The sequence below is a fragment of the Amycolatopsis sp. NPDC048633 genome (genome assembly GCF_040650695.1).
Lineage (GTDB): Bacteria > Actinomycetota > Actinomycetes > Mycobacteriales > Pseudonocardiaceae > Amycolatopsis.
In genome coordinates, this window is the sequence record NZ_JBEZHS010000017.1 from 58,768 (window position 1) to 84,429 (window position 25,662).

General features: G+C 71.7%; 25 protein-coding genes. 12 read left to right on the plus strand and 13 right to left on the minus strand.

Features of this window, described 5'->3' with window-relative positions; translation table 11 throughout:
• Complete coding sequence (locus AB0C38_RS27605; RefSeq protein ID WP_360678457.1) at positions 1 to 639, plus strand: hypothetical protein; 639 nt, start codon at positions 1 to 3, stop codon at positions 637 to 639.
• Positions 640 to 691: 52 nt separating this feature from the next.
• Here the strand turns inward: AB0C38_RS27605 and AB0C38_RS27610 are convergent, their stop codons facing one another.
• Positions 692 to 1,846, minus strand: a complete 1,155-nt coding sequence (locus AB0C38_RS27610; protein ID WP_360678459.1) for an MFS transporter — start codon at positions 1,844 to 1,846, stop codon at positions 692 to 694.
• A gap of 47 nt (positions 1,847 to 1,893) precedes the next feature.
• Between AB0C38_RS27610 and AB0C38_RS27615 the strand changes: the two genes are divergently transcribed.
• Entirely contained in the window at positions 1,894 to 3,306 is a 1,413-nt protein-coding gene (locus tag AB0C38_RS27615; protein ID WP_360678461.1) for a PLP-dependent aminotransferase family protein, read from the plus strand.
• Here AB0C38_RS27615 and AB0C38_RS27620 read toward each other — a convergent pair.
• Positions 3,292 to 3,918: a glyoxalase gene (locus AB0C38_RS27620; RefSeq protein ID WP_360678463.1), complete on the minus strand. Its 627-nt coding sequence runs from the start codon at positions 3,916 to 3,918 to the stop codon at positions 3,292 to 3,294. The two genes, AB0C38_RS27615 and AB0C38_RS27620, sit on opposite strands and share 15 nt — an antisense overlap.
• A 109-nt stretch (positions 3,919 to 4,027) precedes the next feature.
• On the opposite strand from AB0C38_RS27620, the gene AB0C38_RS27625 reads away from it, so the two are divergent.
• Entirely contained in the window at positions 4,028 to 4,444 is a 417-nt protein-coding gene (locus AB0C38_RS27625; protein WP_360678465.1) for a hypothetical protein, read from the plus strand.
• Here AB0C38_RS27625 and AB0C38_RS27630 read toward each other — a convergent pair.
• Positions 4,432 to 5,802, minus strand: coding sequence for a phosphatase PAP2 family protein (locus AB0C38_RS27630; RefSeq protein WP_360678467.1), 1,371 nt, complete (start codon positions 5,800 to 5,802; stop codon positions 4,432 to 4,434). The two genes, AB0C38_RS27625 and AB0C38_RS27630, sit on opposite strands and share 13 nt — an antisense overlap.
• A gap of 36 nt (positions 5,803 to 5,838) precedes the next feature.
• The gene (locus tag AB0C38_RS27635) at positions 5,839 to 6,720 is read right to left on the minus strand and encodes an aminoglycoside phosphotransferase family protein (protein ID WP_360678469.1); all 882 of its coding nucleotides are present in this window, start codon (positions 6,718 to 6,720) and stop codon (positions 5,839 to 5,841) included.
• A gap of 82 nt (positions 6,721 to 6,802) precedes the next feature.
• On the opposite strand from AB0C38_RS27635, the gene AB0C38_RS27640 reads away from it, so the two are divergent.
• The 3 genes from AB0C38_RS27640 (at position 6,803) to AB0C38_RS27650 (ending at position 10,830) form a co-directional block, all read left to right on the plus strand.
• The gene (locus AB0C38_RS27640; protein ID WP_360678471.1) at positions 6,803 to 7,360 is read left to right on the plus strand and encodes a hypothetical protein; all 558 of its coding nucleotides are present in this window, start codon (positions 6,803 to 6,805) and stop codon (positions 7,358 to 7,360) included.
• Between the two features lie 67 nt (positions 7,361 to 7,427).
• A complete protein-coding gene (locus tag AB0C38_RS27645; protein WP_360678473.1) occupies positions 7,428 to 10,463 on the plus strand; it encodes a BTAD domain-containing putative transcriptional regulator in 3,036 nt (1,011 codons plus the stop codon).
• A gap of 64 nt (positions 10,464 to 10,527) precedes the next feature.
• Positions 10,528 to 10,830: a hypothetical protein gene (locus AB0C38_RS27650; RefSeq protein ID WP_360678475.1), complete on the plus strand. Its 303-nt coding sequence runs from the start codon at positions 10,528 to 10,530 to the stop codon at positions 10,828 to 10,830.
• A gap of 59 nt (positions 10,831 to 10,889) precedes the next feature.
• Here the strand turns inward: AB0C38_RS27650 and AB0C38_RS27655 are convergent, their stop codons facing one another.
• From AB0C38_RS27655 to AB0C38_RS27665, 3 genes are all read right to left on the minus strand, one after another.
• On the minus strand, positions 10,890 to 11,351 hold the full coding sequence (locus AB0C38_RS27655; RefSeq protein WP_360678477.1) for a phage tail protein: 462 nt from the start codon (positions 11,349 to 11,351) through the stop codon (positions 10,890 to 10,892).
• A 94-nt stretch (positions 11,352 to 11,445) separates the two neighbouring features.
• Entirely contained in the window at positions 11,446 to 12,441 is a 996-nt protein-coding gene (locus AB0C38_RS27660; protein WP_360678479.1) for an aldo/keto reductase, read from the minus strand.
• An 11-nt stretch (positions 12,442 to 12,452) separates the two neighbouring features.
• Positions 12,453 to 13,322: a helix-turn-helix transcriptional regulator gene (locus AB0C38_RS27665; RefSeq protein ID WP_360678481.1), complete on the minus strand. Its 870-nt coding sequence runs from the start codon at positions 13,320 to 13,322 to the stop codon at positions 12,453 to 12,455.
• Positions 13,323 to 13,489: 167 nt separating this feature from the next.
• Here AB0C38_RS27665 and AB0C38_RS27670 point away from each other — a divergent pair, with 167 nt between their 5' ends.
• A complete protein-coding gene (locus AB0C38_RS27670) occupies positions 13,490 to 16,264 on the plus strand; it encodes a tetratricopeptide repeat protein (RefSeq protein WP_360678483.1) in 2,775 nt (924 codons plus the stop codon).
• Between the two features lie 22 nt (positions 16,265 to 16,286).
• On the opposite strand, the gene AB0C38_RS27675 is transcribed toward AB0C38_RS27670, so the two are convergent.
• From AB0C38_RS27675 to AB0C38_RS27685, 3 genes are all read right to left on the minus strand, one after another.
• Positions 16,287 to 16,865 (minus strand): hypothetical protein, encoded by a 579-nt coding sequence (locus AB0C38_RS27675; protein ID WP_360678485.1) that lies wholly within the window; start codon positions 16,863 to 16,865, stop codon positions 16,287 to 16,289.
• A 48-nt stretch (positions 16,866 to 16,913) separates the two neighbouring features.
• Positions 16,914 to 17,366 (minus strand): DUF6790 family protein, encoded by a 453-nt coding sequence (locus AB0C38_RS27680; protein ID WP_360678487.1) that lies wholly within the window; start codon positions 17,364 to 17,366, stop codon positions 16,914 to 16,916.
• A gap of 136 nt (positions 17,367 to 17,502) precedes the next feature.
• A complete protein-coding gene (locus AB0C38_RS27685) occupies positions 17,503 to 17,850 on the minus strand; it encodes a nuclear transport factor 2 family protein (protein ID WP_360678489.1) in 348 nt (115 codons plus the stop codon).
• 71 nt (positions 17,851 to 17,921) lie between these two features.
• Between AB0C38_RS27685 and AB0C38_RS27690 the strand changes: the two genes are divergently transcribed.
• The 3 genes from AB0C38_RS27690 to AB0C38_RS27700 all read left to right on the plus strand — a co-directional run bounded on the left by AB0C38_RS27690 (position 17,922) and on the right by AB0C38_RS27700 (position 20,480).
• Entirely contained in the window at positions 17,922 to 18,737 is an 816-nt protein-coding gene (locus tag AB0C38_RS27690; RefSeq protein WP_360678491.1) for a MerR family transcriptional regulator, read from the plus strand.
• Between the two features lie 134 nt (positions 18,738 to 18,871).
• A complete protein-coding gene (locus AB0C38_RS27695; protein WP_360678493.1) occupies positions 18,872 to 19,426 on the plus strand; it encodes a sigma-70 family RNA polymerase sigma factor in 555 nt (184 codons plus the stop codon).
• Positions 19,427 to 19,454: 28 nt separating this feature from the next.
• Positions 19,455 to 20,480: a hypothetical protein gene (locus AB0C38_RS27700; protein WP_360678495.1), complete on the plus strand. Its 1,026-nt coding sequence runs from the start codon at positions 19,455 to 19,457 to the stop codon at positions 20,478 to 20,480.
• Between the two features lie 66 nt (positions 20,481 to 20,546).
• Here AB0C38_RS27700 and AB0C38_RS27705 read toward each other — a convergent pair whose 3' ends face one another.
• Positions 20,547 to 21,221 carry a dienelactone hydrolase family protein gene (locus AB0C38_RS27705; RefSeq protein WP_360678497.1) on the minus strand — a complete coding sequence of 225 codons (675 nt, stop codon included), beginning with the start codon at positions 21,219 to 21,221 and terminating at the stop codon, positions 20,547 to 20,549.
• A gap of 66 nt (positions 21,222 to 21,287) precedes the next feature.
• Here AB0C38_RS27705 and AB0C38_RS27710 point away from each other — a divergent pair, with 66 nt between their 5' ends.
• A complete protein-coding gene (locus AB0C38_RS27710) occupies positions 21,288 to 22,640 on the plus strand; it encodes a TrpB-like pyridoxal phosphate-dependent enzyme (protein WP_360678499.1) in 1,353 nt (450 codons plus the stop codon).
• A gap of 21 nt (positions 22,641 to 22,661) precedes the next feature.
• On the opposite strand, the gene AB0C38_RS27715 is transcribed toward AB0C38_RS27710, so the two are convergent.
• Entirely contained in the window at positions 22,662 to 23,936 is a 1,275-nt protein-coding gene (locus AB0C38_RS27715) for a diguanylate cyclase (protein WP_360678501.1), read from the minus strand.
• A 207-nt stretch (positions 23,937 to 24,143) separates the two neighbouring features.
• Between AB0C38_RS27715 and AB0C38_RS27720 the strand changes: the two genes are divergently transcribed.
• A complete protein-coding gene (locus AB0C38_RS27720; RefSeq protein WP_360678503.1) occupies positions 24,144 to 24,401 on the plus strand; it encodes a hypothetical protein in 258 nt (85 codons plus the stop codon).
• A gap of 30 nt (positions 24,402 to 24,431) precedes the next feature.
• Here AB0C38_RS27720 and AB0C38_RS27725 read toward each other — a convergent pair whose 3' ends face one another.
• Complete coding sequence (locus AB0C38_RS27725) at positions 24,432 to 25,631, minus strand: MFS transporter (RefSeq protein WP_360678505.1); 1,200 nt, start codon at positions 25,629 to 25,631, stop codon at positions 24,432 to 24,434.
• Positions 25,632 to 25,662 lie beyond the last annotated feature (31 nt).

A 25,662-nucleotide genomic window follows, 5' to 3' on the forward strand; every position in this document is an offset into this window, starting at 1 on the left:
ATGCTTCAAGAAGGTCAGCTCGTCTACGGATTCGTCGTCGCGGTGGACGTCGAAGGGTTCTCCCGCATGGGAATCCTCGACCAGGCCGCAGTCCTGCTGAGGCTGAAGGAGGTGCTCGACCGGGCCGCGGAACGGGCCGGGCTCGACCGCGGCGAATGGCTCCGGCAACCGCGGGGGGACGGTGAGCTGGCGGTGCTGCCCGCCGATTCCGACGTTTCCCGCGTCGTCGCCGACTTCACCCACGAGGTCGTGGAAGAACTGCGGCGGGGCAGCCGGCCGCGGCTGCGGCTGCGGATTTCGATGCACCACGGAGCGTTGACCGCGGGGGTGTTCGGCCCCATCGGGGATGCCCTCATCGTCGCCTGCCGGTTGCTCGACGCGGAATCCGCGCGGGAAGCGCTGGCCCGCCACCCCGGCGAAGACGCCGTGGTGGTCGTCTCGCAGCGCTTGTACGAAGACGTCGTCGCCACGCGGTTCCGCGGTCTCCGGCCCGATCGGTTCCGGCCGCTGACCGAGCGGGCGAAGGGCCGGACCTACTCCGGATACGTCTGCGTGGGCAGCCCCAAGGCCGCGGCGCCCGCGCTGGAGGACGTGGTCCCGGCCGGGCACGGCACGGTGATCGAACTGCCGAACGGATGACATCTGGAGGGCGGCCGCCGCGTCGTGGTGAGACCGCCGCGGCGGCCGCCGGTCAGGGGCGCCGGTCGCGGCGGACCAGGGCGAGCGCCGGGACGATCACCACGGCGGCGAGGACGAACGTCACCGGGTAGCCCACCGAGCCGATGAGCAGCCCGGCGCCCAGCGCGCCCGCGGCCATGCCGAGGTCGTAGGCGGCGTTCCAGATCGCGCTCACCGCGCTCTCGCCACCGGCCGGCACCCGGGCGTACATCAGCGTCAGCGTCGCGTTCTGCAGCGCGCCGAACCCGGCGCCCAGCACGACCGCCCCGCCGATCACCAGGGCCGGGGTGCTGGTGGCCGCGATGGCCGCCATGCCCACGGCGGACAGCACCACTCCCGGCACCAGCAGGAGGCCGGGGCCGTGGCGGTCGCCGACCCGGCCGGCGACCCACCGGGCCGCGGTGGCCGCCGCGGGCTGGGCGAGCAAGGCGAACGCGGCGACCCAGGCGGGCTGGCCCGAAGCGGCGAGCGGGAGGAAGGTGACCAGGACGCCGACCGCGGCGGCCGACACCGCGAAGACCGTCGCGGGCCGGGTCAGCACGGGGTTGCGCAGGCCCGCGAGCACGCCGTGGCCGCCGTCTTCCTTGGGCGTCGCGTCGTACCGCGGCAGGCCGGGCACCGAAACCAGCGCGAGCAGGGTGGCCACCGCCGTCGCCACGAACACCGGGGTGAAGCCCCAGTGCGCCGCCGCCCACACGCCGGCCGGCAGCGCCAGCAGGCCGGGGATCCCACCGACGATCCCGACGAGCGCGAGGCCCTCGCCGCGCCGGTCCGCCGGGATCAGCAGGGCGGTGACGGCGCCGCCGGCCACGACGGCGATCGCGAACCCGATCCCGCGCACCACGCTGACCCCGATGATCACCCAGACGTTCGAGCTGACCGTGAGGAGCAGCGTCGGCGCGCCGAGCAGGATCAGCCCGGTGGCCAGCGCCCACCGGTAGCCGACCCGGGCGACCAGCCGCGGCGTCACCAGTTCGGCGGCCACGGTGGCGAGCAGCAGCGCGACCGTCGCCAGCCCGGCACCGCTGTCCGAGCCGGACTGCTTCGCGAACAGCGGCACCACCGAAAGCGGCAGGTAGAAGCCGATCGACGACCCGAAGATCGAGACGAAGCGGATGAGCAGGGCACGGGATACCAGCCTCGGCCGGATTTGCAGGTCAGCGGTCATGACAAGAACGTTAGAAGGGAACTGGGTCACCGGTAAGGTCCAGTTCCATGGCTGTGGAGTGGGCCGGTTTGGGTCCGGAACTGTTGTTCACGATCGACCGCGAGAGCGGCGCGGGCCTCCGTTCGCAGTTGGAGGACCAGCTGCGCGACGCGATCCGCGGCGGCCGGCTGGCGGGCGGGGAGCGGCTGCCGTCGTCGCGCGAGCTCGGCCGCGCCCTCGGCCTGTCGCGGGGGCTCGTGCAGGACGGCTACGCCCAGCTGCAGGCCGAGGGCTACCTGACCAGCCGCCCGGGATCGGCGACGCGCGTGGCGTCGGTCGCCCGGCCGGCCGAGCCACCCGAGGCGCGCCCGCCGGAGCGGCCCCGGCACGAGGTCGCCGACTTCCGCCACGGCGTCCCCGACCTGCGCCTCGCGCCGCGCGAAGACTGGGCGTGGGCCGTGCGCGAGGTCTGCCGCACCGCGCCGAACAGCGCCTTCGACTACGGCGACCCGATCGGCGACCGGCGGCTGCGGGAGGTGCTCGCGGCGTACCTGCGGCGGGTGCGGGCGGTCGCGGCGACGGCGGACCAGGTCGTCGTCTGCAGCGGCATGGCCCAGGCGCTCGGGCTGCTGCTGCGCGCCCTCGCCGACGACGGCATCGGCACCATCGCGGTCGAGGACCCCGGCATCGTCCGGTCGACGACCGAGCAGGCGAACGCCGCCGGGCTGGCCGCCGTGCCCGTCCCGGTCGACGAGCACGGCGTGGACGTCGCCGCGCTCGACCGCAGTGGCGCGCGGGCCGTGCTGGTGACCCCGGCCCACCAGTGGCCCACCGGCGTGGTGCTCGCCGGGCACCGCCGTCAGGAGCTGCTGGCGTGGGCGCGGCGGTGCGACGGCGTCGTCATCGAAGACGACTACGACGCCGAATTCCGCTACGACCGCGACCCGGTCGGCTCGTTGCAGGGACTCGACCCCGACCGCGTCGTGTCGCTCGGCACGGTCAGCAAGTCGCTGGCGCCGGCGTTGCGCCTGGGCTGGCTGGTCGCCCCCGCGCGGCTGCTCACCGCCTTGGCGCGCGGCAAGCACGTCACCGACCGCGGGAGCCCGGGCCTCGACCAGCTGGCGCTGGCCCTGCTCATCGAGTCCGGGCGCTACGACCGGCACCTGCGCCGCGCCCGCACCGAGTACGCGGCCCGGCGCGAGACGCTCGTCTCGGCGCTGGCCACCCACGCGCCCGGTCTCCGCGTCACCGGGCTCGCCGCCGGGTTCCACGCGATCCTGCACCTGCCCGCGGGCGCCGACGAGGAGCAGGTGATCACCCGGGCGGCCGAGCGTGGCGTCGGGCTCTACGGCCTCGCCCGGATGCACAGCACGCCGTCCGCGACGCCCCCGCGGCTCGTCCTCGGCTTCGGCGACACGCCGCAACGCTCGATCGAAGCGGGGATCGCCGCCATCGCGGACCTCTTGTCAGGCGTCGAGTGACTGGGTGGTGGCGACCTCCCAGGCGAACCCGTCCGGGTCGGTGAACGGCGCGGCGGCGTTGACGGCGATCCGGTGCGCGCCGGTGCCTTCGGGAGCGACGCCGGCGTCCTTGGCGAGGGCCTTGCGCCGGTACAGCGCGAGCTTGACGGGGTTCGAGCCGGCGTCGAACTCGACGTACATGCGGCCGAAGGCCTTCCCGACGGTGAAGCCCTGGTCGGTGTAGAACTTCTTGCTGGCGACGATGTCCTGGACGCCGAGCAGCAGCACGACGGCGTCGAACTTCCGGGTGGCGGGGCCGGTGTTCTTCTTCGCGGAGGTGGCGACCTTCCAGATGGCGCCGTCGGGTGCCTGGACGACGCCGCCGTAGCCCCACATGGACTTCGCGGCGGGCTTGAGCGTCGTGGCGCCGGCTTCGACGGCGGTGCCGAGCAGCGAGTCGACGTCGGCGGGCTGGGCGACGGTGAGGGAGAGGGTGTAGCCGCGGAAGCCGGTGGACGGCTGCTGCTGCTCGCGGAACCGGAGCTGGGTGGTGAGCCCGAAGGCGGCGGAGTAGAAGCGCTCGGCGGCCGCGGTGCCGGCCACCTCGAGGGTGATGGAGTCGATGTTCGTCATGCCGGTAACGCTAGGTCCGGGGCGATGACCAGCGCTTCTCGATTCCTGATCGGTTGGCGCCGGGAAAAATCGGCCGCGGGGACGGGCGCCGGGCCGATACGGTCGCCTGATGACCGACCTCCGCGAGTTCCGCCGGGCCTGCTACGAAGCGGCCCGTCGTACCGGCGGCCGGGTCGTCGAGTTCCGGATCGCCGACGGCGTCACCCCGAACTTCCACCAGGGCGTCATCGACTACGGCGACCGTCGCCTCTCGATCACCTGCACCCGGGACCGGACCGAGCCGGTCGTCGCGGTCGCCGAACCACGGGCGATCGACGAGAGCGCGGTCGCCTGCGGGCCTTTGACGTTCGTCGACGCGCACGAGCTCGTCGCGGTGCTGGCGGAACATCCCGCGTTCCGCGTGCTGACCGTGGCCGATCTGGCCGGGCCGTTCGATGCCGGGACCTGGCCCGGCTATCACCCGGCCGACCTCAAGTACTTCGCGCCGGCCGATCTGGGCGAGGTGCTCTTCAACTACTGGGACTGATCCGGCACCTGGAGTTCGACCCGGCTGCGAAGGTAGCCGTCGCTCGACGTGCGGGCGATCCGGACGGCCTCGGTCACCAGGTCGTGCAGCTCGGCGGGGTACTGCCGCGGATCCAGCGGCAGGCCCGGCAAGATGCACCGCCGCACGTCGAGGTCGGTCTCGGTGACGAAGCGGCGCAGGGCGATTTGGTGGTACCGCTCGGAAAGGTCGCCGACCACCTCGAAGTCGACGACGAGCTCCGCCCAGTACCAGGCACGCGCGGCGCCCGCCATGTCGGGAGCGGTGCCGCTGTCGAGGTAGTCGATGAGCGCGAGCTGGACGCGATCGCGGCCGAAAGCGGTGATGGCGGGTTCGACGAGCTGCCGGTTGACGCTCGGGTCCGGTTCGTGAACCGCGGCCCGCAGCAACGGTTCGAACCACTCCTCGGGCACGGGACCCGCTTCGGCCGCCCGGCGCGCGACGGCGTCGCCGGCCGACTTCCGGGCTCGGTCCTGCCACCACTCGCCGTCGGCCGGATGCGGGACGCCGACCAGGTCGAGCAGGTCCCGCAACAGGGAGTCGTAGGCAGCCGAACGGTCGGTCGTGCGCCCCGGCAACGGCGAGAGGGGAACCGGTCGCCGGGATCGGGCGAGGCGGCCCCACACCGTCGCGGCGAGGATCGAGACGGCCAGCAGGGTGACGCTGCCGACGACGTCGAGAACGTAGTGGTTCCCCGTGGTGAACACGACCGCGGTCATGAGCAGCGGGAACGACCACGCCACCAGCGCCAGGCGTCGATGCGTGCCCCGGAGCGCGAACCACACGGCGTACGCGCACCACAGCGACCAGCCCACGTGCATGCTGGGCATGGCCGTGTAGTGGGTGGGACTCGTCCAGCTCGGCTGGTCCAGGATGTCGTACCTGGCAACGATGTCGACGGCACCCGGCAGCGCGAACCGCGGCGGCGACATCGGCACCGCCCAGTAGACCGGCAGGACCAGGGCCATCATCGCGACCATCGTCCGGCGGACCTGGCGGTAGACGCCGGCGTGCCGGACGAACACCCACAGCAGTACGCCGGCGACCACCACGTAGTACAGCCGGTACACATACACCGCCAGCTGGGCGAGGACCGGGTTCCCGGCCAGCCAGGTGTTCGCGCTCAGCTCGATGTCGAGGTGTACCGCGTGTTCCGCGGACTGGAGGGCCAGGGCGTTGGCGGTGGCGACGGCGAAGTCTTTGCCCGCAGCGGCAGCGAGCCGCGCGAAGAGCAGAAACCAGAGAAGCAGCAGGATCAGCTCGACGAGCACAGCGGGCCGCGCACCGACACCCCGGAAGAGCGCGCCGGCCCGACGTCTGTCAGCCGGCGGTGGATTCACGCGGTCACCATAGCGTCCGCTGGGTCGATCGTGTGATCACCGAGTCAGGGCGAGCAGTTCGTCGACTACCGGCTCCGGACCGCCGTTCGAGAGGTACGCGATGGCGAACATCGGGGCGATCACCTGACTCCAGGCGTACAACCGGTCTCCGTCGAGCCCGCATGCGGTCGCCACCCGCTGACAACGGGCCTCCACACCCTCGTGCCCGGCCCCGGCCACCACGTAGTCGACGGCGTCGAAGCACGGATCGCCCAGGCACGCCTTCGGGTCGATCGCGACCAGACCTCGCGACGGACCGCCGTCGAGGACGTTGCCGAGGTGCAGATCGCCGTGCAGCAACACGATTCTCGCCTGAGTGTCCAGCAGGGCCGCGCAGCGCCGGATCGTCCGCTGCCACGTGCGCTGGTCGATCCGCGCGCCGATGGCCGGCTCGGACAACCGCCGGCCGACCCGGGCGACGGCCTCGTCGCACCGGCCGCGCAGGTCCCGCGGCCAGTGCGCGGGCGGGGGCACGGCGTGCAGGGCGGCAAGCAACTCTCCCCACCGCCGCGGCAACGACTCGGGTGGCAGGTCTTCGGCTTCCGTGCCGGGCCGGATCTCCTCCAGCACCATCGCGCCGGCCTCGGCATCGACGGCCAGCATCGCCGGTACCCGGCCGGAAGACGCGAACACGCGCAGCATCTCCACTTGCGCGGTCAGCAATGCCCGATCCGGGCTGAGCTTGAGCACCGCCGGCGTTCCGTCACCCCAACGGCAGCGCAGGACGACCGAGGAGGCCCCGCTCGCGAACAGCTCACCGGGCACGAGTCCCCACCGGGCGGCCAGCCGCGCGGCGAGGGCCGGGACCTCGGCGAGCCACCCCGCGGCTCCCGGCCCGAACCGAGCCACCAATGGCGCGCCGGCCTCTTCGATGTCCACCCCGGCAGTCTGCACCGGTCGCGATCGATCCGGACGGGCTGTTCGCCGACTGCTCCGAAGGGGTGCGTTCGGTATCACGGCGATGGCGGTCCGCGTCTACAGGGAGCACGTCGCCACAGCCGTCGTCGGCGACCCCGGTGGGTGGTGGGAGCTGGTCGGCATGGTGACCGAGCGGGAAGAGACCTGGCTGCTGGAGGAGTACAAGCTGCTTTCCGCGCACTACTTCCACGAAGACCAGGTCTACTTCCGCATGGGCGGACTGCTCATCACGCTGAACAGCGCGCTGATCGCCTTCTCGGCGACCTCGAGCGGGGTGCCCAGGTTGCCGCAGGTCGTGCTCGTGCTGTTTTCCGTGTTCGGTCTCGCCGTGACGCTCGCGTGGATGGCGATGTTGTGGCGGATCCGGGCCGTCCGGCAAGTCAGCAGCAGCCGGATCGGGGAGATCGAGGCCGCGCTCGAAGCGACTTGGTCGGCCGAGGTTCCTTCGCCGCGGATCCGCCTGCACATGCGGGAGCGGATGTCGGCGACGTCCGGGCGCCTGCCGTCGAGACTGGCGACCAGCGTTCCCGCGACCGCGCTGTTCCTGGTGGTTCCCGGGGTGGCGGCCGTCTACTGGATCTGCCTGCCGTTCTGGCGCTGAGGCATCGGGAGGACCGCGGTCGTATCCAGGTGGCCGGCGGTGCCCACGTGTAGGTGTGGAGCTGACCGTGCGTCCGGAGGGACAGGCCGGTCCGGGCGCTCTGCCTCGCCGGCTCGACACCGAGATCCCGCGCCTGCGGCTGGTCGACCTGCTCGCCCTGCGGTGGGGCCGGCCGCTGACGCTGCTGGTCGCCGGTGCGGGGTTCGGGAAGACCACCGTGCTGGCCCAGGCGGTCCGGGCGCACCTGCTCGCTCCGCGCGGCATCGACGCGTGGGTGAGCTGCACCGCGCGGCACGGGGATTGCGCCGCCCTCACCGCTGCCGTGCTCGACGCGCTGCCGGGCCGGCCGGACGCGCGAACCCCGCTGGACGTGCTGATCCGGCTCGCTCCCCTCGAGGTGTGCCTGATCTTCGACGACGTCCACGAGATTCCCGCCGGTTCGCCGGGGGCCGCCCTGCTGCGCGAGCTCGTCCGGACGCTGCCGGCGACCGCGCACCTCGTCCTTTCCGGGCGGGAGCTGCCGGACCTGCCGCTGGCCCGCCGCGAGGCGGCCGGCGAGCTGCTCCGGATCGGCGCCGGGGAACTGTCCTTCACCGACATCGAAGTGTGCGCGCTCGCCCGGAAGCTCGGGCGGGAGCCGGCGCTGGCCCGGCCGCTGCGGGGCTGGCCTGCCCTGGTGCGGCTGGCTTTCGCGGCCGGCCCGGGAGCGCCGTGGCGCTTCGCCCGGGAAGAGATCCTCAGCCGTGTTCCCGGCGGGTGGCGACGGGCGCTGGCCGCGTTGGCCGCGCTGGGCACCGCCACCGGGGACGAGGTCGCCGCGGTCACCGGCGAACCCGTCGACCTGGACGCGCTCGTGACCCGGATCCCGCTGGTCGACGTGCTCGGCGACGGCCGGTACCGGGCACACGACCTGTGGACCGAAGCGCTGTCCTGGACGTCGGCCGCGCCGGAGACGCGCGACCTGCACCGGCGCGCCGCGGCCGTCCTGACGGCCCGGGGTGATCTGGCGCGGGCCGGCACCCTGGCCTGCCGCACGCGGGACTGGTGCCTGCTCGCCGACCTGTCCGTCGAGCTGGTCATCACGACGCTCTCGGCGCTCCCGTCGGCCGTCGCGCGGTGCTGGCTCGACGCGGTCCCCGCGCACGAGGCAGCCGGCCCGGCGTTCCTGTTGCTGCACGCCGCGGCCTTGCACGCGGCCGACTTCGCCGATCCCCGGATCGATCCCCTGCTCGACCGGGCCTGGCACGCCATGCGCGAGTCAGGTGGCGGCGACGCCGGGCTCGTCGCCGTGCTCGCGCAGGCCGGCATCGCCGCGCACTCGAGGGCGGACCTGGCGCGGCTGGCCGAGCTCGCCGAGCGGGCCGGCCTCCTCGACCCGGCCGGTCCGATCGTCCGGTGCCTGCGGCACACCGTCGCGGCGACGCTCGCCGAGATGGGTGGTGACCCGGAGGCCGCGCTCGCCGAGATCGTCCTCGCCCCGGTGCTCGAGGTGCCGCGCGTGCTGGCGCTGTCCACGCTGCGCTTCCACTACCACTGCCTGGACATGTGCGGGTTCGGCGGCGAGGCCGCCGAGCTCGCCGACCGCACGGTGTGCGTCACCAGCGACGAGAACGTCCGGTTCGCCGCGGCCATCGCGCGCTGGTTCGACGGCGACCCGGCGGACCTGGCTCGGCTGCGTGCGGTGTCGGCCCGGCTCGGCCCGGAAGCCGGGACGTCCCGGGACACGTTCGTGACCACCGCGTGCCTGGCCGTGATCGCGTCGTGCGTCGGGGACGGGCCGCCCGCCCTGTCCTCCGGCGCGCCGGAGGATCACGACAACCCGCGGGACGCCGTCCTCGTCTCGGCGGCGAGCGCCGCGGTCTCGGTGGCCGGCGGCGACGATCCCGCCGCACGCCGGACCTACGCCCGCCACCTGGAGCGGTGGCCGGTCGAAGCGCCGTTCAACGAGCGGCACCTGCGGCGCTTCCTGGCCCTGGGCTACGTGCTGAGCGAACGCCTGCGGGATCGGTGGGAGCGCGCCGAACTGGGCCCGTCGCACCGGCGCGCCCGCGACGCCGCGCGCGCCCTGGTCCGCGCGCGGGCGGGCGACCTGACGCCGGCGGGGCTGCTCGCCCCGGCGCACGCCCTGTGCCACCTGCCCCTGCCCTGGTCGGTGGAGCTGGCCACCAGGCTGGCGGCCGCCGGCGAACCCGCCGGGGCCGAGCTGGTCCGCCGGCTGGCCGACCCGGTCGGACCGGCCGTGCACCGGTGGCTGCGGCAGTACGAGCGATCGGCCGAGCCGGCACTGGCCGCCGGCGCCGCCCAGCTGCTCGGCGCGCTTCCCAGCCCGCCGTTGCACCGCGCCCACATCGAGGTGCTCGGGGCGATGCGGGTGACCCACGACGGTGTCCCCATCGCCGCCCCGCAACTGCGGCGGGTCCGGGTCCGGCAGTTGCTCGGCGCGCTGGTGCTGCGTCCCGTGCTGGCGCGCGAGCAGGCCATCGAACTGCTCTGGCCGGACCTGGACCCGGCCGACGCCGCCCGCAACCTCCGGGTCACCCTGACCCACCTTCGTAGCCTGCTCGAGCCCGGCCGGTCCGCGGGCGACGCGAGCTTCCACCTGCGCACCGACCGGGATTCGATCCGGCTGGTGCGGTCGCCCTGGCTCCAGGTCGACCTGTGGACCTTCGACCGGCTGGCCGACCGGGTGGCACTGGCCCGGGCCGACGGCGACGTCGACCAGGCCGCCGACCTGCTCGCCACGGCGGTGTCGTTGTGGTCCGGTGAACCGCTGCCCGACCTGCGCGACCTGGCCGACTCCCACGTCGCCATCGAGCTCGACCGGATCCGGGTGCGGCACGTCCGGAACCTGCTCGAACTCGGCGAGCTGCGCATGGTGGCCGGCGAACCGGCCGAGTCGGCCCGGCTGGCCGTCCGGGCGCTCGCCATCGAACCGTACGACGCCCGCGGTCACCGGCTCGCCCTCGCCGCCGCCATCAAGGGCCGTGACCCGGCGCGCATCGAGGCGGTGCGCAGCACCGTCCTGACCGCCCTGCGGCAGCTCGGCGTCGCACCCGACCCGGCGACGAAGCTCCTGCTCGGCCGCCTGACCACGATCGGTTAGCGCTCGATTAACGCCGTCCTGGCACCGTCATTCCGGTCAGTCGACAACGAGGGAGACCAGAGCGATGGCGACACTGGAACTGATCAACCTGCACTGCCACAAGCGGCAGGACGTCACCGGCCACGACGAGGCGCGGCTCACGGCCGGCGGCGTCGCGCGGACCTACGTCATGGACAAAGGCGGGGACAAGTCCCTGAAGGGCTGGAACTCCGTGTTCACCGGCACCACGACGGTGATCCTGGACGAGATGAACGGCGACAACCACACCCGGATCGGCAGCGCGCCGATCACGGAGAACGGCAACCCGAAGACGGTGGACTTCAAGACGTCCGGCGCGTGGTACACGCTGTCCTTCAAGGTGTCGTGACCGCCGGTGTCACCGGATCGGGCCGGCCGTCGGCGCAGTGCCGGCGGCCGGCCCGGAAGTCAGTACCGGTTCTTGATCACGAAGTAGGAGCCGCGGATCGTGCCGGCCAGCTTCGACTTCTGCCGGGCGAACTTGAACGAGCCGAGTTCCGCGGGGACTTCCATCCCTTCGGAGAGCTTGAACCCGACCGCGCGTTTCCCGGCGTCTTCGAGCGTGTACATCACGTTGATCGAAAGACCGTTTTCGTAGAAGACGTAAGCCATCCGGATGTTCTCGACCTCGAATTCGCTCGCTTCGAGCGCGGGAGAGGCGATGACGATGCCGCGTTCTTCTTCGAGGATCCGGTGCACCCAGTCCACAGTGGACGTGGCAGCGCCCGCGGGCTCGACCGTGAAGACGTGGTCGTACTTGTTCTTGAAGTACCGGGCTTCGTTCGCCCGCAGTCCGGCGAGCGCGGCCGCGACCGGCGACGACTCGAGGCCGGCGGTCGAGACGGCGGTGAAGTCCACGGCGTGGGGCATGACGGCTTCCTCCGGGGTCGAACTCAGCGAACGCGCTGGTAGCGACTGTAGACGACCCGGGCGCTCACGGTCCGGGACGCGGCGAACCGCGCGCTCAGAGCTCCATCAGGGCGAGGCTCGCCGCGGTGTTCCGGTCGCCGATGACCTCGTCCGGCCGGATGGCCTCGTCGAGCTCCTTCACCTGCCGTGACGACAGCACGATGTCGACCGCCGCGGCGTTCTCCTCGATGTGCCGGAGCCGGGTGGTGCTGGGGATCGGCACGATCCCGTCGTCCTTCGCGAGCAGCCAGGCCAGGGCGAGCTGCGCCGTGGTGCAGCCGACCTCCTCCGCGACGGTGCGCACCCGTTCGACGAGCGCGAGGTTCCGGCCGAGGTTGCCGTTCTGGAAGCGTGGCTGCAGCCGGCGCAGGTCGTTGGGTTCCAGACCGTCCAACGTGGTCACTTCGCCGGTGAGCAGGCCCCGGCCGACCGGCGCGTACGCGACGACGCTGACGCCGAGCTCCTGCGCCGCGGGCAGGATCTCGTCCTCGAGATGGCGGCTGAGCAAGGAGTACTCGCTCTGCAAGGCGGTGATCGGATGGATCCCGTGGGCCTGGCGCAACGTCTCGACGTTGACCTCGGAGAGGCCGAGGTACCGCACCTTGCCCGCTTGGACCAGGCTCTTCATCGTGCCGATCACCTCCTCGAGCGGCACGTCCGGGTTCCGCCGGTGGAGGTAGTACAGGTCGATGTGGTCCGTCTCGAGCCGCCTCAACGACTCGTCGACCGAGCGCCGGATGTATCCGGGCGAGTTGTCCACGACGCGGTCGTTCCCGCTTCGGACGAAGCCGCACTTCGTGGCCACCACGACGGAGTCGCGCCGGCCGCGCAGGGCGCGCCCGACGAGCCGTTCGTTGGCGGACTCGCCGTAGGGGGGCGCACCGAAGGAAGGCGCCGTGTCGATGAGGGTCATCCCGTGGTCGATGGCCCGGCGGATGGTGTGGATGCCCGCCGCCTCGTCGGCCCGGCCGTAGAACTCCGACATGCCCATGCAGCCGAGTCCGATGGCGGAGACCTTGAGTCCCGACTCTCCGAGTTCACGTATCTGCATCTGCCGGGTCCTCAGCGGTTTGCCGCGCGCTCGATGAAGGCGCGCGAGTCGTCGGGGTTCAGTGCCATCGAGCTGAGCAGTTCGAACTCCTGCACGTACTGGTGCACCTCGCTCTCGGTGTCGATGAAGAAGAACCTGGTCTTGTTCTCCAGGTAGACGACGTCCGGCCGGTTGGTGGCCATCGACTGCAGGACCGAGAACGAGCCGGAGGTCACCGGCGGGATCCCGGACTTGAAGAGCAGGACCCGGATGTCGATGTCCGGCCACGCCGCGAGATCGGCCAGGTGCCTGAACTGCGCACGGGTGACGCTGTTGTCGATCCGCCCGTCGGGTGTCCGGATGTGCCGCCGGAACGCGGCCTCGTCGATCACGGCGGACAGCCGCATGGGCGGGTTCTCCCGCCGCAGGACCGCCTGCCGCCGACGCGCGATGTCGATCCGCCGGTCGACCTCGGTCGGCGCGGGCACCTGCAGGGTCGACTGGATGACGTGCCGCGAGTACTCCGAAGTCTGCAGCAGCGCGTGGGGGACCAGGGCGCAGTAGCAGCGGAGCTCGACGGAGCCCGATTCCAGCTTGATCAGGCTGGAGTACCCCGAGGACAAGCTGTTCGCGTAGGCGTCCCACCACCCTTGCGCCCGGGCCGAGGCGGCGAGCCTGCGCAGGTACTCGGCCTTTTCGTCGAGGACCTCATAAAGTTCGAACAGCGACTCGAGGTCGTCCTGGCCGATCCCGATCCGTCCCGTCTCGATCCGGGAGACCTTCGACGTGGACCAGCCGAGCCGCTCCGCGACGTCCTTGCCCGTGAGACCGACGGTCGAACGGAGCAGCCGGAGCTCGCGAGCCAGCTGACGCTCGCGCGCGGACGGTGCGTCCTGCGTCATGAGCCGGATGCCCCTCTCGGAGTAATGCGTGCCGAATGTCGCGGTAGTCCTCAGGGGATCATACGGCAGATCTTGCCCGATGGTTCCCGTGCAATATTGCAATCACTCTACCCTGCCTTCTTGCGCTGACTCATCCTGGTAGACGCCCTTCGGGAGGAGGACCGCTCATGTTCGAGGGATATCCGGAGGTCGTCGGAACGACTGCCCGATCGACGGGGTTCGACGTCGAAGCCGGTTTCGTGCCCGATCAGCGGCGCGAGGCGAAGTTCGGTGCTTCTTCGCCGGTCCACGCCATCCGGTCGGTGGACCGGCGGCAGGCGGTGCACCGGACGATTCTCATCGTGGACGTCGAGGGGTTCGGGAACCCGCAGCGGACGAACCGTGACCAGGTCACGGTTCGCGGCGGGGTGTACCGGGCGCTGCGGGTGGCTTTCGAAGCGGCCGGAATACCGTGGGACAGCTGTGACGTCGAGGACCGCGGGGACGGCGTGTTCGTCCTCGCCGGGGCGGAGGTGCCCAAGGCCGCGTTCGTCGAGTCGCTGCCGAGGGCCCTGGCCACGGCCCTGCGCCGGCACAACAGCACGCACCGGGGCCCGGAGCGGGTCCGGCTGCGGATGGCGCTGCACGCCGGTGAGATCACCTACGACGAGTTCGGGGTCACCGCGAAGTCGATCAACCTGGCGTTCCGGCTCCTCGACGCGCCGCCGCTGAAGGCGGCTTTGGCCGGCTCGCCGGGCGTGCTGGCGCTGGTCGTCTCGTCCTGGTTCTTCAACGAGGTGGTGCGGCACAGTTCGATCGAGGACGCGACCACCTACCGGCACGCCGATGTCACCGTCAAGGAGTCCGCCCTGCGGGCGTGGATCTGCCTGCCCGATCACCCCTACGCGCCGGAAGACGCGCCCCTTCCGCCGCGAGCGCCGGTGCCCCGGTTGCCGGCCCGTCCCCGGTCGTTCACCGGCCGGACCCGGGAACTGGCCGAGCTCACGAAGTCGTTGCCGGTGACGGCGGACGGCGCCGTCACGATCGTGGCGATCGTCGGCATGGGTGGCATCGGGAAGACCTGGTTCGCCCTGCAGTGGGCCCACGAGAACGCCCACCTGTTCCCCGACGGGCAGTTGTACGTGAACCTGCGCGGGTTCGACCCGTCGGGCGCGCCGGTGGAACCGGTGGAAGCGATCCGCGGATTCCTCGACGCGTTGCGGCTGCCACCCGGAACGATCCCGCTCGACGCCGAGGGGCAGGCGGCGCTGTACCGGGACACGGTGGTGGACCGGCGGATGCTGATCGTGCTGGACAACGCCAGGGACAGCGTCCAGGCGGCGGCCCTGCTGCCCGACAGCCCGGGCTGCACCGTGGTGATCACCAGCAGGAACCAGCTGACCGGGCTCCTCACCACCCACGACGCCCGGTCCTTGACCTTGGACGTGCTGGACGCCCCGGAAGCCAGGGAACTGCTCGCGAAGCGCCTCGACCCCGGCCGGGCCGAGACCGATCGGACGGCGGTGGACGAGCTGGTGACCTACTGCGCCGGCCTCCCGCTCGCACTGGGGATAGTGGCGGCGTACGCGGCGACCCACGCGGATCTTCCGCTGACGCTGCTGGCCGCCGAGCTCGGTGAGGCGTCGGCCCGGCTGGACGCACTCGACGGCGGCGAGCTCACCTCGAACCTGCGCGCCGCGCTGTCCTGGTCCTACGACGCCCTCGAACCCGAAGCCGCGCATGTGTTCCGGCTGCTCGGCGTCGCGCCGGGCCCGGCCATCGGGCTGCCCGCGATCGCGGTCCTGACCGGCCTGCCCGCCGGCCGGGTCACGGCGCTGATCCGGCAGCTCGAGAACGCGCATCTGGTGCAGCGCCAAGGGGCGCCCCGCTACCGCATGCACGACCTCATCCGGCTCTACGCGGGGGAGCGGGCCGCCGAGACGCCGTCCGGCGGGACACCGGCCTTGCGGCGGCTGGTCTGCTTCTACATCCATGCCAGCTACGCGGGCGAACGGCTCCTGTACCCGCACCGCAAACCGATCGACGTCGGAGACCGGCCGAACCACTTCGCCACCCCGGACTTCGTCGACGACGCCTCGATCCTCGCGTGGTTCGACACCGAACACGCCGGCCTGCTCGCCGCGCAGCAGGCCGCGGTCCGGCACGACTGGCCGGAGCTGGTCTGGCAGCTCGCCTGGACGATGCACGGCTACCTGGTGCGGCGCGGGCACCTGCACGACCAGCTCACGACGTGGGGCGTCGCACTCGCCGCCGCGGAGCAGCTGGACGACCCCGAGCTGGAAGGGCATGCGCACCGCCTGCTCGGCCAGGCCTACACGCGGGCCGGCCTGCGGGCCGAGGCGTCCAGCCACCTGCACCGCGCGCTCAGCCTGGCCAGGGAAACCGGTGACGCGCACGGGGAAGCCCGCGCCTACCACGACCTCACCTGGGTCTGGCGCCGGCTGGACGACCGCCTGGCCCTGGACTACGCCGACCTCGCGCTCCGCCTGTTCCGGACGTTGGACAACCCGGTGTGGGAGGGAGAAGCGCTCAGCATGATCGGCTGGTACCAAGCGCTCCTGGGCGACTTCGAGCAGTCCAGAGCCTCCTGCGAGCAGGCGCTGACGCTGTTCGTCCGGTACGGCAACCGGCAGGGCCAAGCCGTCACGCTGGACTGCCTCGGCTACATCGAGCACCACTGCGGACGCCACGACCGGGCGCTGATCCGGTTCCGGGAGTCCCTCGAACTGTGCCGGGACCTGGGTGCGACGTACTACGAGGCGGACACCCTGGACCACCTGGCCCGGACCCACGCCGCACTGGGCCAGCACACCGAGGCACGCCAGGCCTGGCTGCGCGCCCTGGCCCTGAGCCGCGCCCAGCACCGGACCACCGACACGAACCGCATCGCGCGCCAGCTGGCCGATCTCGACGGCGAGACGGCGTTGAGCCTGACGTCCTGAACCGGTTCCTCCGCCACCTGGTTCAGAGCCCCTTGACCCGTTCGACGAGCTCGTCGCGGTACTCCCGCACCGCCGGCAACTCCGGTTCGTCGCCGGTCGTCCGCTTCAGCGCGCCTTCCAGGATCTTCAGCCCCTGGCGTTCGTCGCCGTGCGCGTCCGCCTGCCGCGCGGCGTTCTCCATGGCTTTGGCGAGCTTGGTCCGCGCCTCGGGTTCCTTGGCGGCCTTGTTGATCCGGATCCAGTTGCCGCCCGGGTCGACGACGGTGAACCCGGTGTACCGGTCGTTGCGCAGCCGCGGCCGGGTCATGCGCGGGATGCCGGAGATGAGCAGTTTTCCGTGCACGGACCGCATCCCCGCCGCGAAGGCATCGAACAGCTCGCCGGTGTCCGCCACGATGACCAGGCAGGTGCTGTACGACTGCGCCGGGTCGTAGCCGTCCATCCCGAAGAAGTGCAGGTTGATGTCTTCCCGGCGCACCGCGACGTGCGGGTTCGGCCGCGTCTGCCGATAGGTGATCTCGAAGCCGAGCATCTGGTAGAACGACGCGATCTCGTCGATGGAAGGGCAGGGCAGGAGCGGAATGGTGAGTTCGTTGGCCACCGCCCGAAGGTAAGCCTGGACCGGCCGAAACGACACGGAGCTATTTGCTCATGCGAACGCCCGGCGGGGCGTGGCGGCGGCCAGGCGCCGGGACCGCACGGCGAGGACGATCATGACGGCCGGGATCAGCAGGTCGTTGACGAGGACGCCGCCGGTGTTGCCGGGGGCGTGGTCGCCGTTGGCGAACCACTGGTAGACGTGGCCGGCGAGGGCGCCCCACAGGAACATGCCGCCGCCGAGGCCGATGGTGATGCGCTCGCGTGCCGATGCCGATGCCGAAGCGGCGCGAAAGCCCATGATGGCCAGCCCGAGGTTGGCGAAGGCGATCTCGAACAGGAAAGGCGTCCGAGGGAAGCCGATCGCGAGGACACCCTCCGGCTGGCCGAGCTCCTCGAATCCGACTGACGGCGCCGCTTCGGCCTGACAACGTCGCACCATGCAGAACAGCGACGACGGACTTCGGGCCGGCAGCGTCACCTTCCGGCTGGCTGATGCCAGCATGCGCCCGGTCGTCGAACAGCTGGGACAGCTGGAACGGCACGACTTGTCGCAGTGGACGGGAGATCTGCCGGGCCCTGCGGGGCTGTCGGCTGCCGCACCAAGCCGGACGAGCCCCGTCGCACCGCGCTTCCGTCCTTCACGGTTCGATCACCAGTTCGGCGATGCGATCGCCGTCCAGGGTGAACCGGAACCGCAGGTCGGCGACCCCGCCGGGGAAGTCACCCTCGAGGTGGTGCACCGCCACGTAGTGCTCGTGGTCGACGCGGTGGGCCGAGACGAGTGTCGTGGTGTAGGTGTACTCGCTCGCGGCGCGGCCGAGCCAGTCGCGGATCTCGTGCCGGCCGCGGTGGGTCCGGCCCTCGTCGATGACGACGGCGTCCTCGGTGTAGCAGGCCAGCGCCGGGTCCAGGTCACGGGCCTGGTGGGCGGTCAGGTAGCCGGTGATCACCGCGGGCAGCTCGCGCGTGTCGATCGCTTCACTCATGCCGGCCACGGTGGGGCCTCCCGCGGGGAGAGGGTCAAGCGCGCCGGGTGAGGTGCGTGCACAGTGGGGGGATGTTCCGTGGCCTGACGATCGGCGAGTTCGCGCAGCTGACGCATCTGAGCGTGCGGACCCTGCGCCGGTACCACGAGTCCGGGCTGCTGGAGCCGGCCTCGGTCGACCCCGCCAGCGGCTATCGGTACTACACCGCCGACCAGATTCCCGCCGCGCAGGTCATCCACCGGCTGCGGGAGCTGGACGTGCCGCTGGCCGACGTGGCCAAGATCCTCGCGACCGAGGACGCAGCGGAGCGCGCGGACCTGGCCGGCGGGCACCTGCGGCGGCTGGAGGAGCAGCTGGACCGGACCCGCGCCGCGGTGGTGTCGCTGCGGCGGCTGCTGCGTCCGGACGACGGTGGGCTGGACGTCGAGCTCCGCTCGGTGCCGGCGAGGACGGTCGCCGCGGTCGAGGACGTCGTCGACCACCACGACGTCCTGTCCTGGTACGGCGAGGCGATGGCCGAACTCGACGCCGCGGTCGCCGGCCTGCCCTCGCTCGGGCCGCCGGGCGGCCGCTACGCCAACGAGGTGTTCACCGGCGGCCGGGGTGCGGTCCTGGTCCACCGGCCCGTCGCGGACCCGCCGGTCCGCGGCCGGGTGCGGCCCGTGCACCTCCCACCCGCGGAGCTCGCGGTCGTCGTCCATCGCGGACCCCATGACGACATCGACGTCACCTACGGCCGGCTCGGCGCCTGGGTGGTCGATCACGCCCTCGTCGTGGACGGCCCGGTCCACGAGACGTATCTCGTCGGCCCGCGCGACGATCCGGACCCGGCGACCTGGCGGACCGAGATCGGCTGGCCCGTGTTCCGGCTCGCGTCCTCGCTGTGACCGCTCCGCCACCTCACAGTTGCGCACACGTCGCCTGACCAGCGATGTTCGTCATGGGGTGACCCAGTCTGAACGCTTTGGGCACGCGCTGGCAAAGACGGGGTGTCAGGGCGAAGCGAAACCCGAGGAGCTTCATGTCGTCAGACGCGGAACTGATCGGTAGGTCGCTGCGCGGAGACACCGATGCCTTCGTGGAAGTGATCAGCCGACACGAGACCGCGCTCGGGAACTACCTGGCGCGCAGAGTGGGGCGGCAGGCGGCCGAGGACGTGCTCGGCGATGTGTGGGTGGCGGCTTACGAGTCCCGTGCGAACTATGACCTTTCGTATCCCGAAGCCAGGCCTTGGTTGTACGGCGTCGCGCTGAACAAGCTGCGCCGGCACTGGCGGTCCGCACCGGCCGAGGAGCCGGCGCCGGACCTGACCGGCGTGGCGAGTGACTGGGATCCCTGGCCGGCGGTGGATGCCCGCGTGGACACCCAGGCACTGCTGAGCAGGGCACTGGCTCGGCTCAAACCGGAAGAGCGGGAAGTGCTGGGCCTGGTCGCCTGGGAGGACCTGACCGTCGCCGAGGCCGGGCGGGTGCTCGACATCCCGGCCGGCACGGCCCGCCGCCTGTTGCACCAGGCGCGCAAGGCATTGCGTGAAGCCCCCGAAGTGGTCGCGCTGCTGCAAGTCCCGACAACGTGAAAGACAGCCCATGGATGAAATGGATCTCATGAAGAATCTGCGTGACGTGCCGTCCCCCGGTCCCGAGGCCTATGACCGTGCCCGCACGGCACTGCAGGCGGCGATGGGGGAACCCGTGGCCACGGTCGTGCGACCGAAGCGCTGGTTCTCCTGGCCCAAGGCCGGCGTCGCCGCCGTGGGCGCGGCAGCCGTCGCGGCGGCTGTGGTGCTGGGTACGTCGGGCGGCAGCGTCCCGGCCGGCCCGTCCGGCGCGGCCCCGCGGGCGGCCGAGGCCCCGCCGGCGGTCGAGGCGCCGCTGGTGAAGCTGGCCTCCGCGGTCCGGGCGGCCGGCACGCAGCCAGGAGACGCGTCGGTGATCGTCAACACGAAGTTCGGGCTGGACGACAAACCGGACCTCAACTACACCCTCTACACCGACAAGGGCCAGCAGTTCACGGGCGACTCGGCGAAGACCCTGGTGGACGCAGTCGCCAAGGGCGACGCCGAGCCTGCTACGCCGTACGACGGGAACGTGATGGCGGCGGCCCGTCTCGCCGCGAACGGCGACGTGGACAAGGCCAGGATCGCGATGATCACCGCGGCCGGCAATGCCCTGGGAGTCGGCCTGAGCCCCGCCGAGGCCGACAAGGCCTGGGCGGCCGCCCAAGCGGAGACCGCGGACATGTTCCGCAAGATCGGCAAGCCGGTGCCCGACCCCAAACCGCGGCCGACGGGCAAGGACCTGGAAAACCTCATCAACAACCACCTGTGGAGCAACGCCCAGCACGCGCTGTTCGCCAACGCCGCCGATGCGGAGGTCCGCGCGGGCGTGCTGAAGCTGTACGCGACCATCCCGGACATGATCGTCGGCAAGACCAGCATCGACGGCCAGGCCGCGCTGACCCTCACCACGCCCCCCGCCATCCTGGGCGGCAGTTCGGACGTCCTCACCATCAACGCCGACAACGGCCTTCCGATCCGTGAGGAGATCACCACGGCGGAATCCAAGCGCTATGTGGTGAACTACAAGTCCTTCCGCGTCACCCTCGCCGACGTGGCCGCGGGCAAGATCTGATCCGCGTACCGGACTGTCCTGGGAGGGCCGAGATCATCTCGGCCCTCCCAGGATCGTTCTGTCTCTCTAAGCCGGCAGGGTTCGGCGGAGGAACTCCGTGGTCAGGGCCCAGGCCCGCGCCGCCGCTTCGGGGTGGTGGAACATCGGCGCCACGTTGTTGTGGAACGCGTGTCCCGCCTCTTCCTGCACGTGGATCTCCGCGCCCGGGTGTGAAGCCGCCGCGGACTCGACCACGGCCACGTCGGACCGGGGGATGAACGGGTCCTGGCCGCCGAAGTGGAACTGGATCGGGCACGTGATCTTCGCCAGGTCCGCGATCTGCCCCGCCACCGTCGAACCGTAGAACGACACCGCCACGTCCGGGTCGCCCTCGGCGGCCGCCGCGAACGCCAACGACCCGCCCAAGCAGAACCCCAGTACCCCGACGCCGCCGGAAACCGCGGGCTGGGCTCGGAGGTGGGCCACCGTCGCCAGGACGTCCGAAAGCCCGAGCGCCGGGTCGAAAGTGGACGCGACCTTCATCGACGCCGCCACGCCCGCTTCGTCGTGGGTGGACGACCAGCCGGGCGCCGTCCGCCGGAACAGGTCGGGAACGGCCACGACGTAACCGGATGCGGCCAGGTCCGCCGCCACCGAGCGCAGGTAGTCGTCCAGTCCGAAGATCTCCTGGACCAGCACCAAGCCCGGGCCACGACCCGACGGCGGCAGCCACACCGGGAGGTCCGTCAGCACATCGGTCATTGGAAGGACCTTACTGGCTCCGCGGCCGGAGGCGTCCTAAGTTGAGGTGCCGACCAAGGAGGCTCGATGGCTGAGCAGACCAAGTACATCCTGGACGAAGCCGATCTCCCTACCCAGTGGTACAACGTCATCCCCGACCTGCCCGAGCCGCCACCGCCGCCGCTGCACCCCGGCACGCGCGAGCCCGTCGGCCCGGACGACCTGGCTCCGCTCTTCCCGCAGGCGCTGATCGCCCAGGAAGTGACGACTGATCGCTATGTCGACATTCCGGAAGAGGTCCGGGACGTCTACCGGCTCTGGCGGCCGTCACCGCTGTACCGGGCGCGCCGGCTGGAGAAGGCGCTCGGTACGCCGGCGCGGATCTACTACAAGTACGAAGGCGTCAGCCCGGTCGGCTCGCACAAGCCGAACACCGCTGTGCCGCAGGCGTTCTACAACGCGCAGGAGGGCGTCACCCGGCTGACCACCGAGACCGGCGCCGGCCAGTGGGGGAGCGCGCTCGCGTTCGCCTGCGCCCAGTACGGGCTCGAGTGCGAGGTCTGGCAGGTGCGCGCGTCCTACGACCAGAAGCCCTACCGCAAGCTGATGATGGAGACGTTCGGCGCGACGGTGCACCCCAGCCCGTCCGAGCTGACCGAGTCCGGCCGGGCGATCCTCAAGGAGCACCCGGACTCGACCGGCAGCCTCGGCATCGCGATCAGCGAAGCCGTCGAGCAGGCGGCGCAGGACCCGGACACGCGGTACGCGCTGGGCAGCGTGCTCAACCACGTGCTGCTGCACCAGACGATCATCGGCGAGGAGGCGCTGAAGCAGTTCGAGCTGGCCGGCGACACCCCGGACCTGCTCGTCGGCTGCACCGGCGGCGGGTCGAACTTCGGCGGGCTCGCGTTCCCGTTCCTGCGGGAGAAGCTGGCCGGCCGGATGGACCCGGTGATCCGCGCGGTCGAGCCGGCCGCGTGCCCGTCGCTGACGCGCGGGAAGTACGCCTACGACTTCGGCGACACCGCCGGGCTCACGCCGTTGCTGAAGATGCACACGCTCGGCCACGACTTCATCCCGGACCCGATCCACGCGGGCGGCCTGCGCTACCACGGGATGTCGCCGCTGATCTCGCACATCTACGAGCTCGGCCTGATCGAGGCGATCGCGATCGGGCAGCAGGAGTGCTTCTCGGCGGGCGTGCGGTTCGCGCGTGCCGAGGGCATCATCCCGGCGCCGGAGCCGACGCACGCGCTGGCCGCGTGCATCCAGGAAGCGTTGAGGTGCAAGGAAACCGGCGAGGAGAAGGTGATCCTGACGGCGCTGTGCGGGCACGCGCACCTGGACCTGCCGGCGTACGGCGCTTACCTGGCCGGGGACATGGTGGACAACGAGCTGTCGGCGGCCACGCTCGACGCGTCGCTGGCCACCCTCCCGTAGCGCTCGGCTCGCCCGGAGATCTCAGAGGACGTCGGGGATCTCCGGGCGGGAGAGCTCGGTGCGGGTACCCGCCAGCACCACGCGGTCGCGGCCCGCCGCCTTCGCCTCGAACACCGCGTCGTCGGCCGCCTGCAGCAGGATCGTGTACTCCGTCGCCGTTTCCGGGTAGACCGCCGCGCCGATCGACGCCGTCAGGCCGTCGATCACCTCGGGCTTGCCCGGTCGGATCACCGGGACCGCCACCTCGATCCGCGCGATCGCCGCGCGGATGCGGTCCGCGATGGCCACGATCTCCGCGCTCGTCGCGCCCGGGAGCAGCACCACGAACTCGTCGCCGCCGAAGCGGCCGACGTAGTCGCCGGAGCGCACCGAGCTCTGGATCGCCGCCGCGATCGCGCGCAGGACCTCGTCGCCCGCCAAGTGGCCGTTGCCGTCGTCGATGGCCTTGAAGTGGTCGAGGTCGATCATCAGCACGCCCGCGGTCGAGGCCAGCTCGGCGGCGCGGGCCAGCTCGTTGCGCGCCAGCTGGACCCAGAACTCCGGGGCGAGCAGCGCGGTCTTGGAGTCCGTGCGCGCGGCGGCCTGGAACTGCGGCAGCAGCAGGCCGATGTGCAGCGCCACCGGCGTCACCATGAGTACCGGCAGCAGCCACGGCCGGACCGTCATCACCAGCGCGATCCCGCAGCCGACGCCGACCGCGGCCAGCACGATCAGCACGTCCGACGGGTTGCCGAACGCCTGCCGCGGTGGCTTTCCCGGGTTGCTCATCAGGATCGCGAGGATCACCAGCACGTAGTTGAGTCCGAAGTAGACGATCCCGGACAGCAGCAGCGCGGTCATCCCGCCGAACCCGTCCAGGTACGGCACGTACGGCGCCACGTGCCCGGTGCCGGCCGACAGCACGGCACCCGCCGCGAAACAAGCGAGAATGACGGTGGCCCCGGAGAACACTTTCCGGTGAATCACGCCTCGTCGTTTGTAAACGCGGACCCAGGAATGGGCATAACTGACGACGATGACGAGCGTGGCCAATGGCGGCGGCAGCAGGAGCAGGCCGGCGAAGATCCAGATCGACTGCAGGTGCATGTGCGGCCGGCCGTCGGCGGCCAGCTCGCGGATCCGCTCGATGCGTTGCGCCGCTTCGAGATGCACGATCTCGCCGGCCAGGATCAGGCCGCACCAGAGGACGGACTGGGTCGTGACCGGCACGAGCGCGGTCGTCGAAAGAACCGCGACCAGCGCCAGCGCGTCGACGACGAGGACATAGCCGAACACCGGAGTGGCCAGCTTCCACATCGCCCACGTACGGATACCCGATCGTGGACGTTCTGAGCTGGGCTTTCGCCCTTGGGACCCGGACAATCCCACGAAACGCCCTTCTGCTCAGGACGGAACCCTGCGCGGAAATCGTCACTGTAATCGAATGAACGCGGTGTGTCACTAGGCTGGTCGGGCTACCGTCCGATCACGCACGGTGCAAGATCCCATCGAACAGGAGAAATCATGTCGCACTTCCTGCCCAACGCCAACATCGTCCCGTCCCGCCGGCGCGCGCAGCGGCCGACCGACTGGACGCGGCAGCTCCCCACCGACTGGACCCGTGCGATCCCGACGGACTGGACCACGCGCCAGCTGCCGACCGACTGGACCGCGCGCGAACTGCCCACCGACTGGACCGTCCGCGAGCTGCCGACCGATGGGACCCGCCCCGGCGTCTCGTCACCGCTGCCGCAGTGCCCCACCGACTGGACGCGGTCCTGACCAGGACCCGGTGACCGGCAACCCCGCCGGTCACCGGGGTTCCGGTTGCGCTCGCCGCCACAACGTCGCCGCGCCGAAGGCGGCCACCACACCGATCGCCCCGGCTCCGGCGACGACCCCGTGCGGTGCCGCGCGTTCGGCCGCGACGCCGGCCAGCACCACGCCCACTCCCTGCGACACGCGCAACGCCGTCAGCGCGAACCCGAACGCCTGCGCGCGCTGGGCTTCCGGCGTCAGCTGGACGAAAGTCGTGTTGGCGATGAGGTTGTACGAACTGGCCACTCCGGACAGTGCGAGCAACGCCAGCGTGGCCCCGAGATCCGGCCGCAGCGCGCACCCCAGCAACGCCGCGCACGCCAGCACCGCCAGCGGCCCGAGCAGCGGGCCGCGCCGTTCGGGCGGAACCCGCGACAACGCCGCCATCCCGATCACGTTGCCGAGCGCGTACGCCCCGAGCAGCAGCCCGACCACCACCGCGCCGCCGCCCAGCTCGGCCGCGTACGGTGCCGCGATCGCCTCACCCGCGATGTAGATCCCCGACACGCACCCCAGCGCGACCAGCGCGAGCCGGCGCCGGTCGCCGACCACCACCGTCCAGCCCGCCCGCACGTGACGCCACCAGCGGACGCCCGAAGACTCCCGCGGTGGCCGGGACCGGACCCCGCTGACCAGGAACAGCGCCGACGCCGCGAAGCTCGCCGCGTCGGCGAGCAGGGCGCCGCCGGTGCCGACGGCCGCCACGAGCAGCCCGCCGAGGGCGAACCCGGCGACCTGCCCCGCCTGCACCAGCATCATCAGCAGGCCCATCCCGGGTACGAACGTCTCGCCCGGCAGCACTTGCGGCAGCAGCGCCGCACGCGCGGAGTTCCACACCGGGTTGAACAGCTGGACGCCGATCAGCAGGGCCGCGACCGCCGGCAGCGGCAGGCCGGGCCACGCCATCGCGGCGACCGCCACCGCGCGCAGGACGTCGGACAGGACCATCACCGCACGCGGCGGGTGGCGGTCGGCCAGCCCGGACAGCAGCGGCCCGCCGACGAGGTCGGGCAAGAACGTCAGCGCGTACGTCAGCGCGGCCCAGCCGGGCGAGTTCGTCCGGTCGTACACCAGGATCGACAGCGCGACCCGGGCCAGCTGGTCACCGGTGACCGAGACGAGCTGGGCGGAGAACAACGCCCGGAACTCGGCCACCGCGAGGACGTCCCGGAACCCCGCCGCACGCGTCGCCATGGGCACCCACGGTACCTCCGCGGACGCGCTG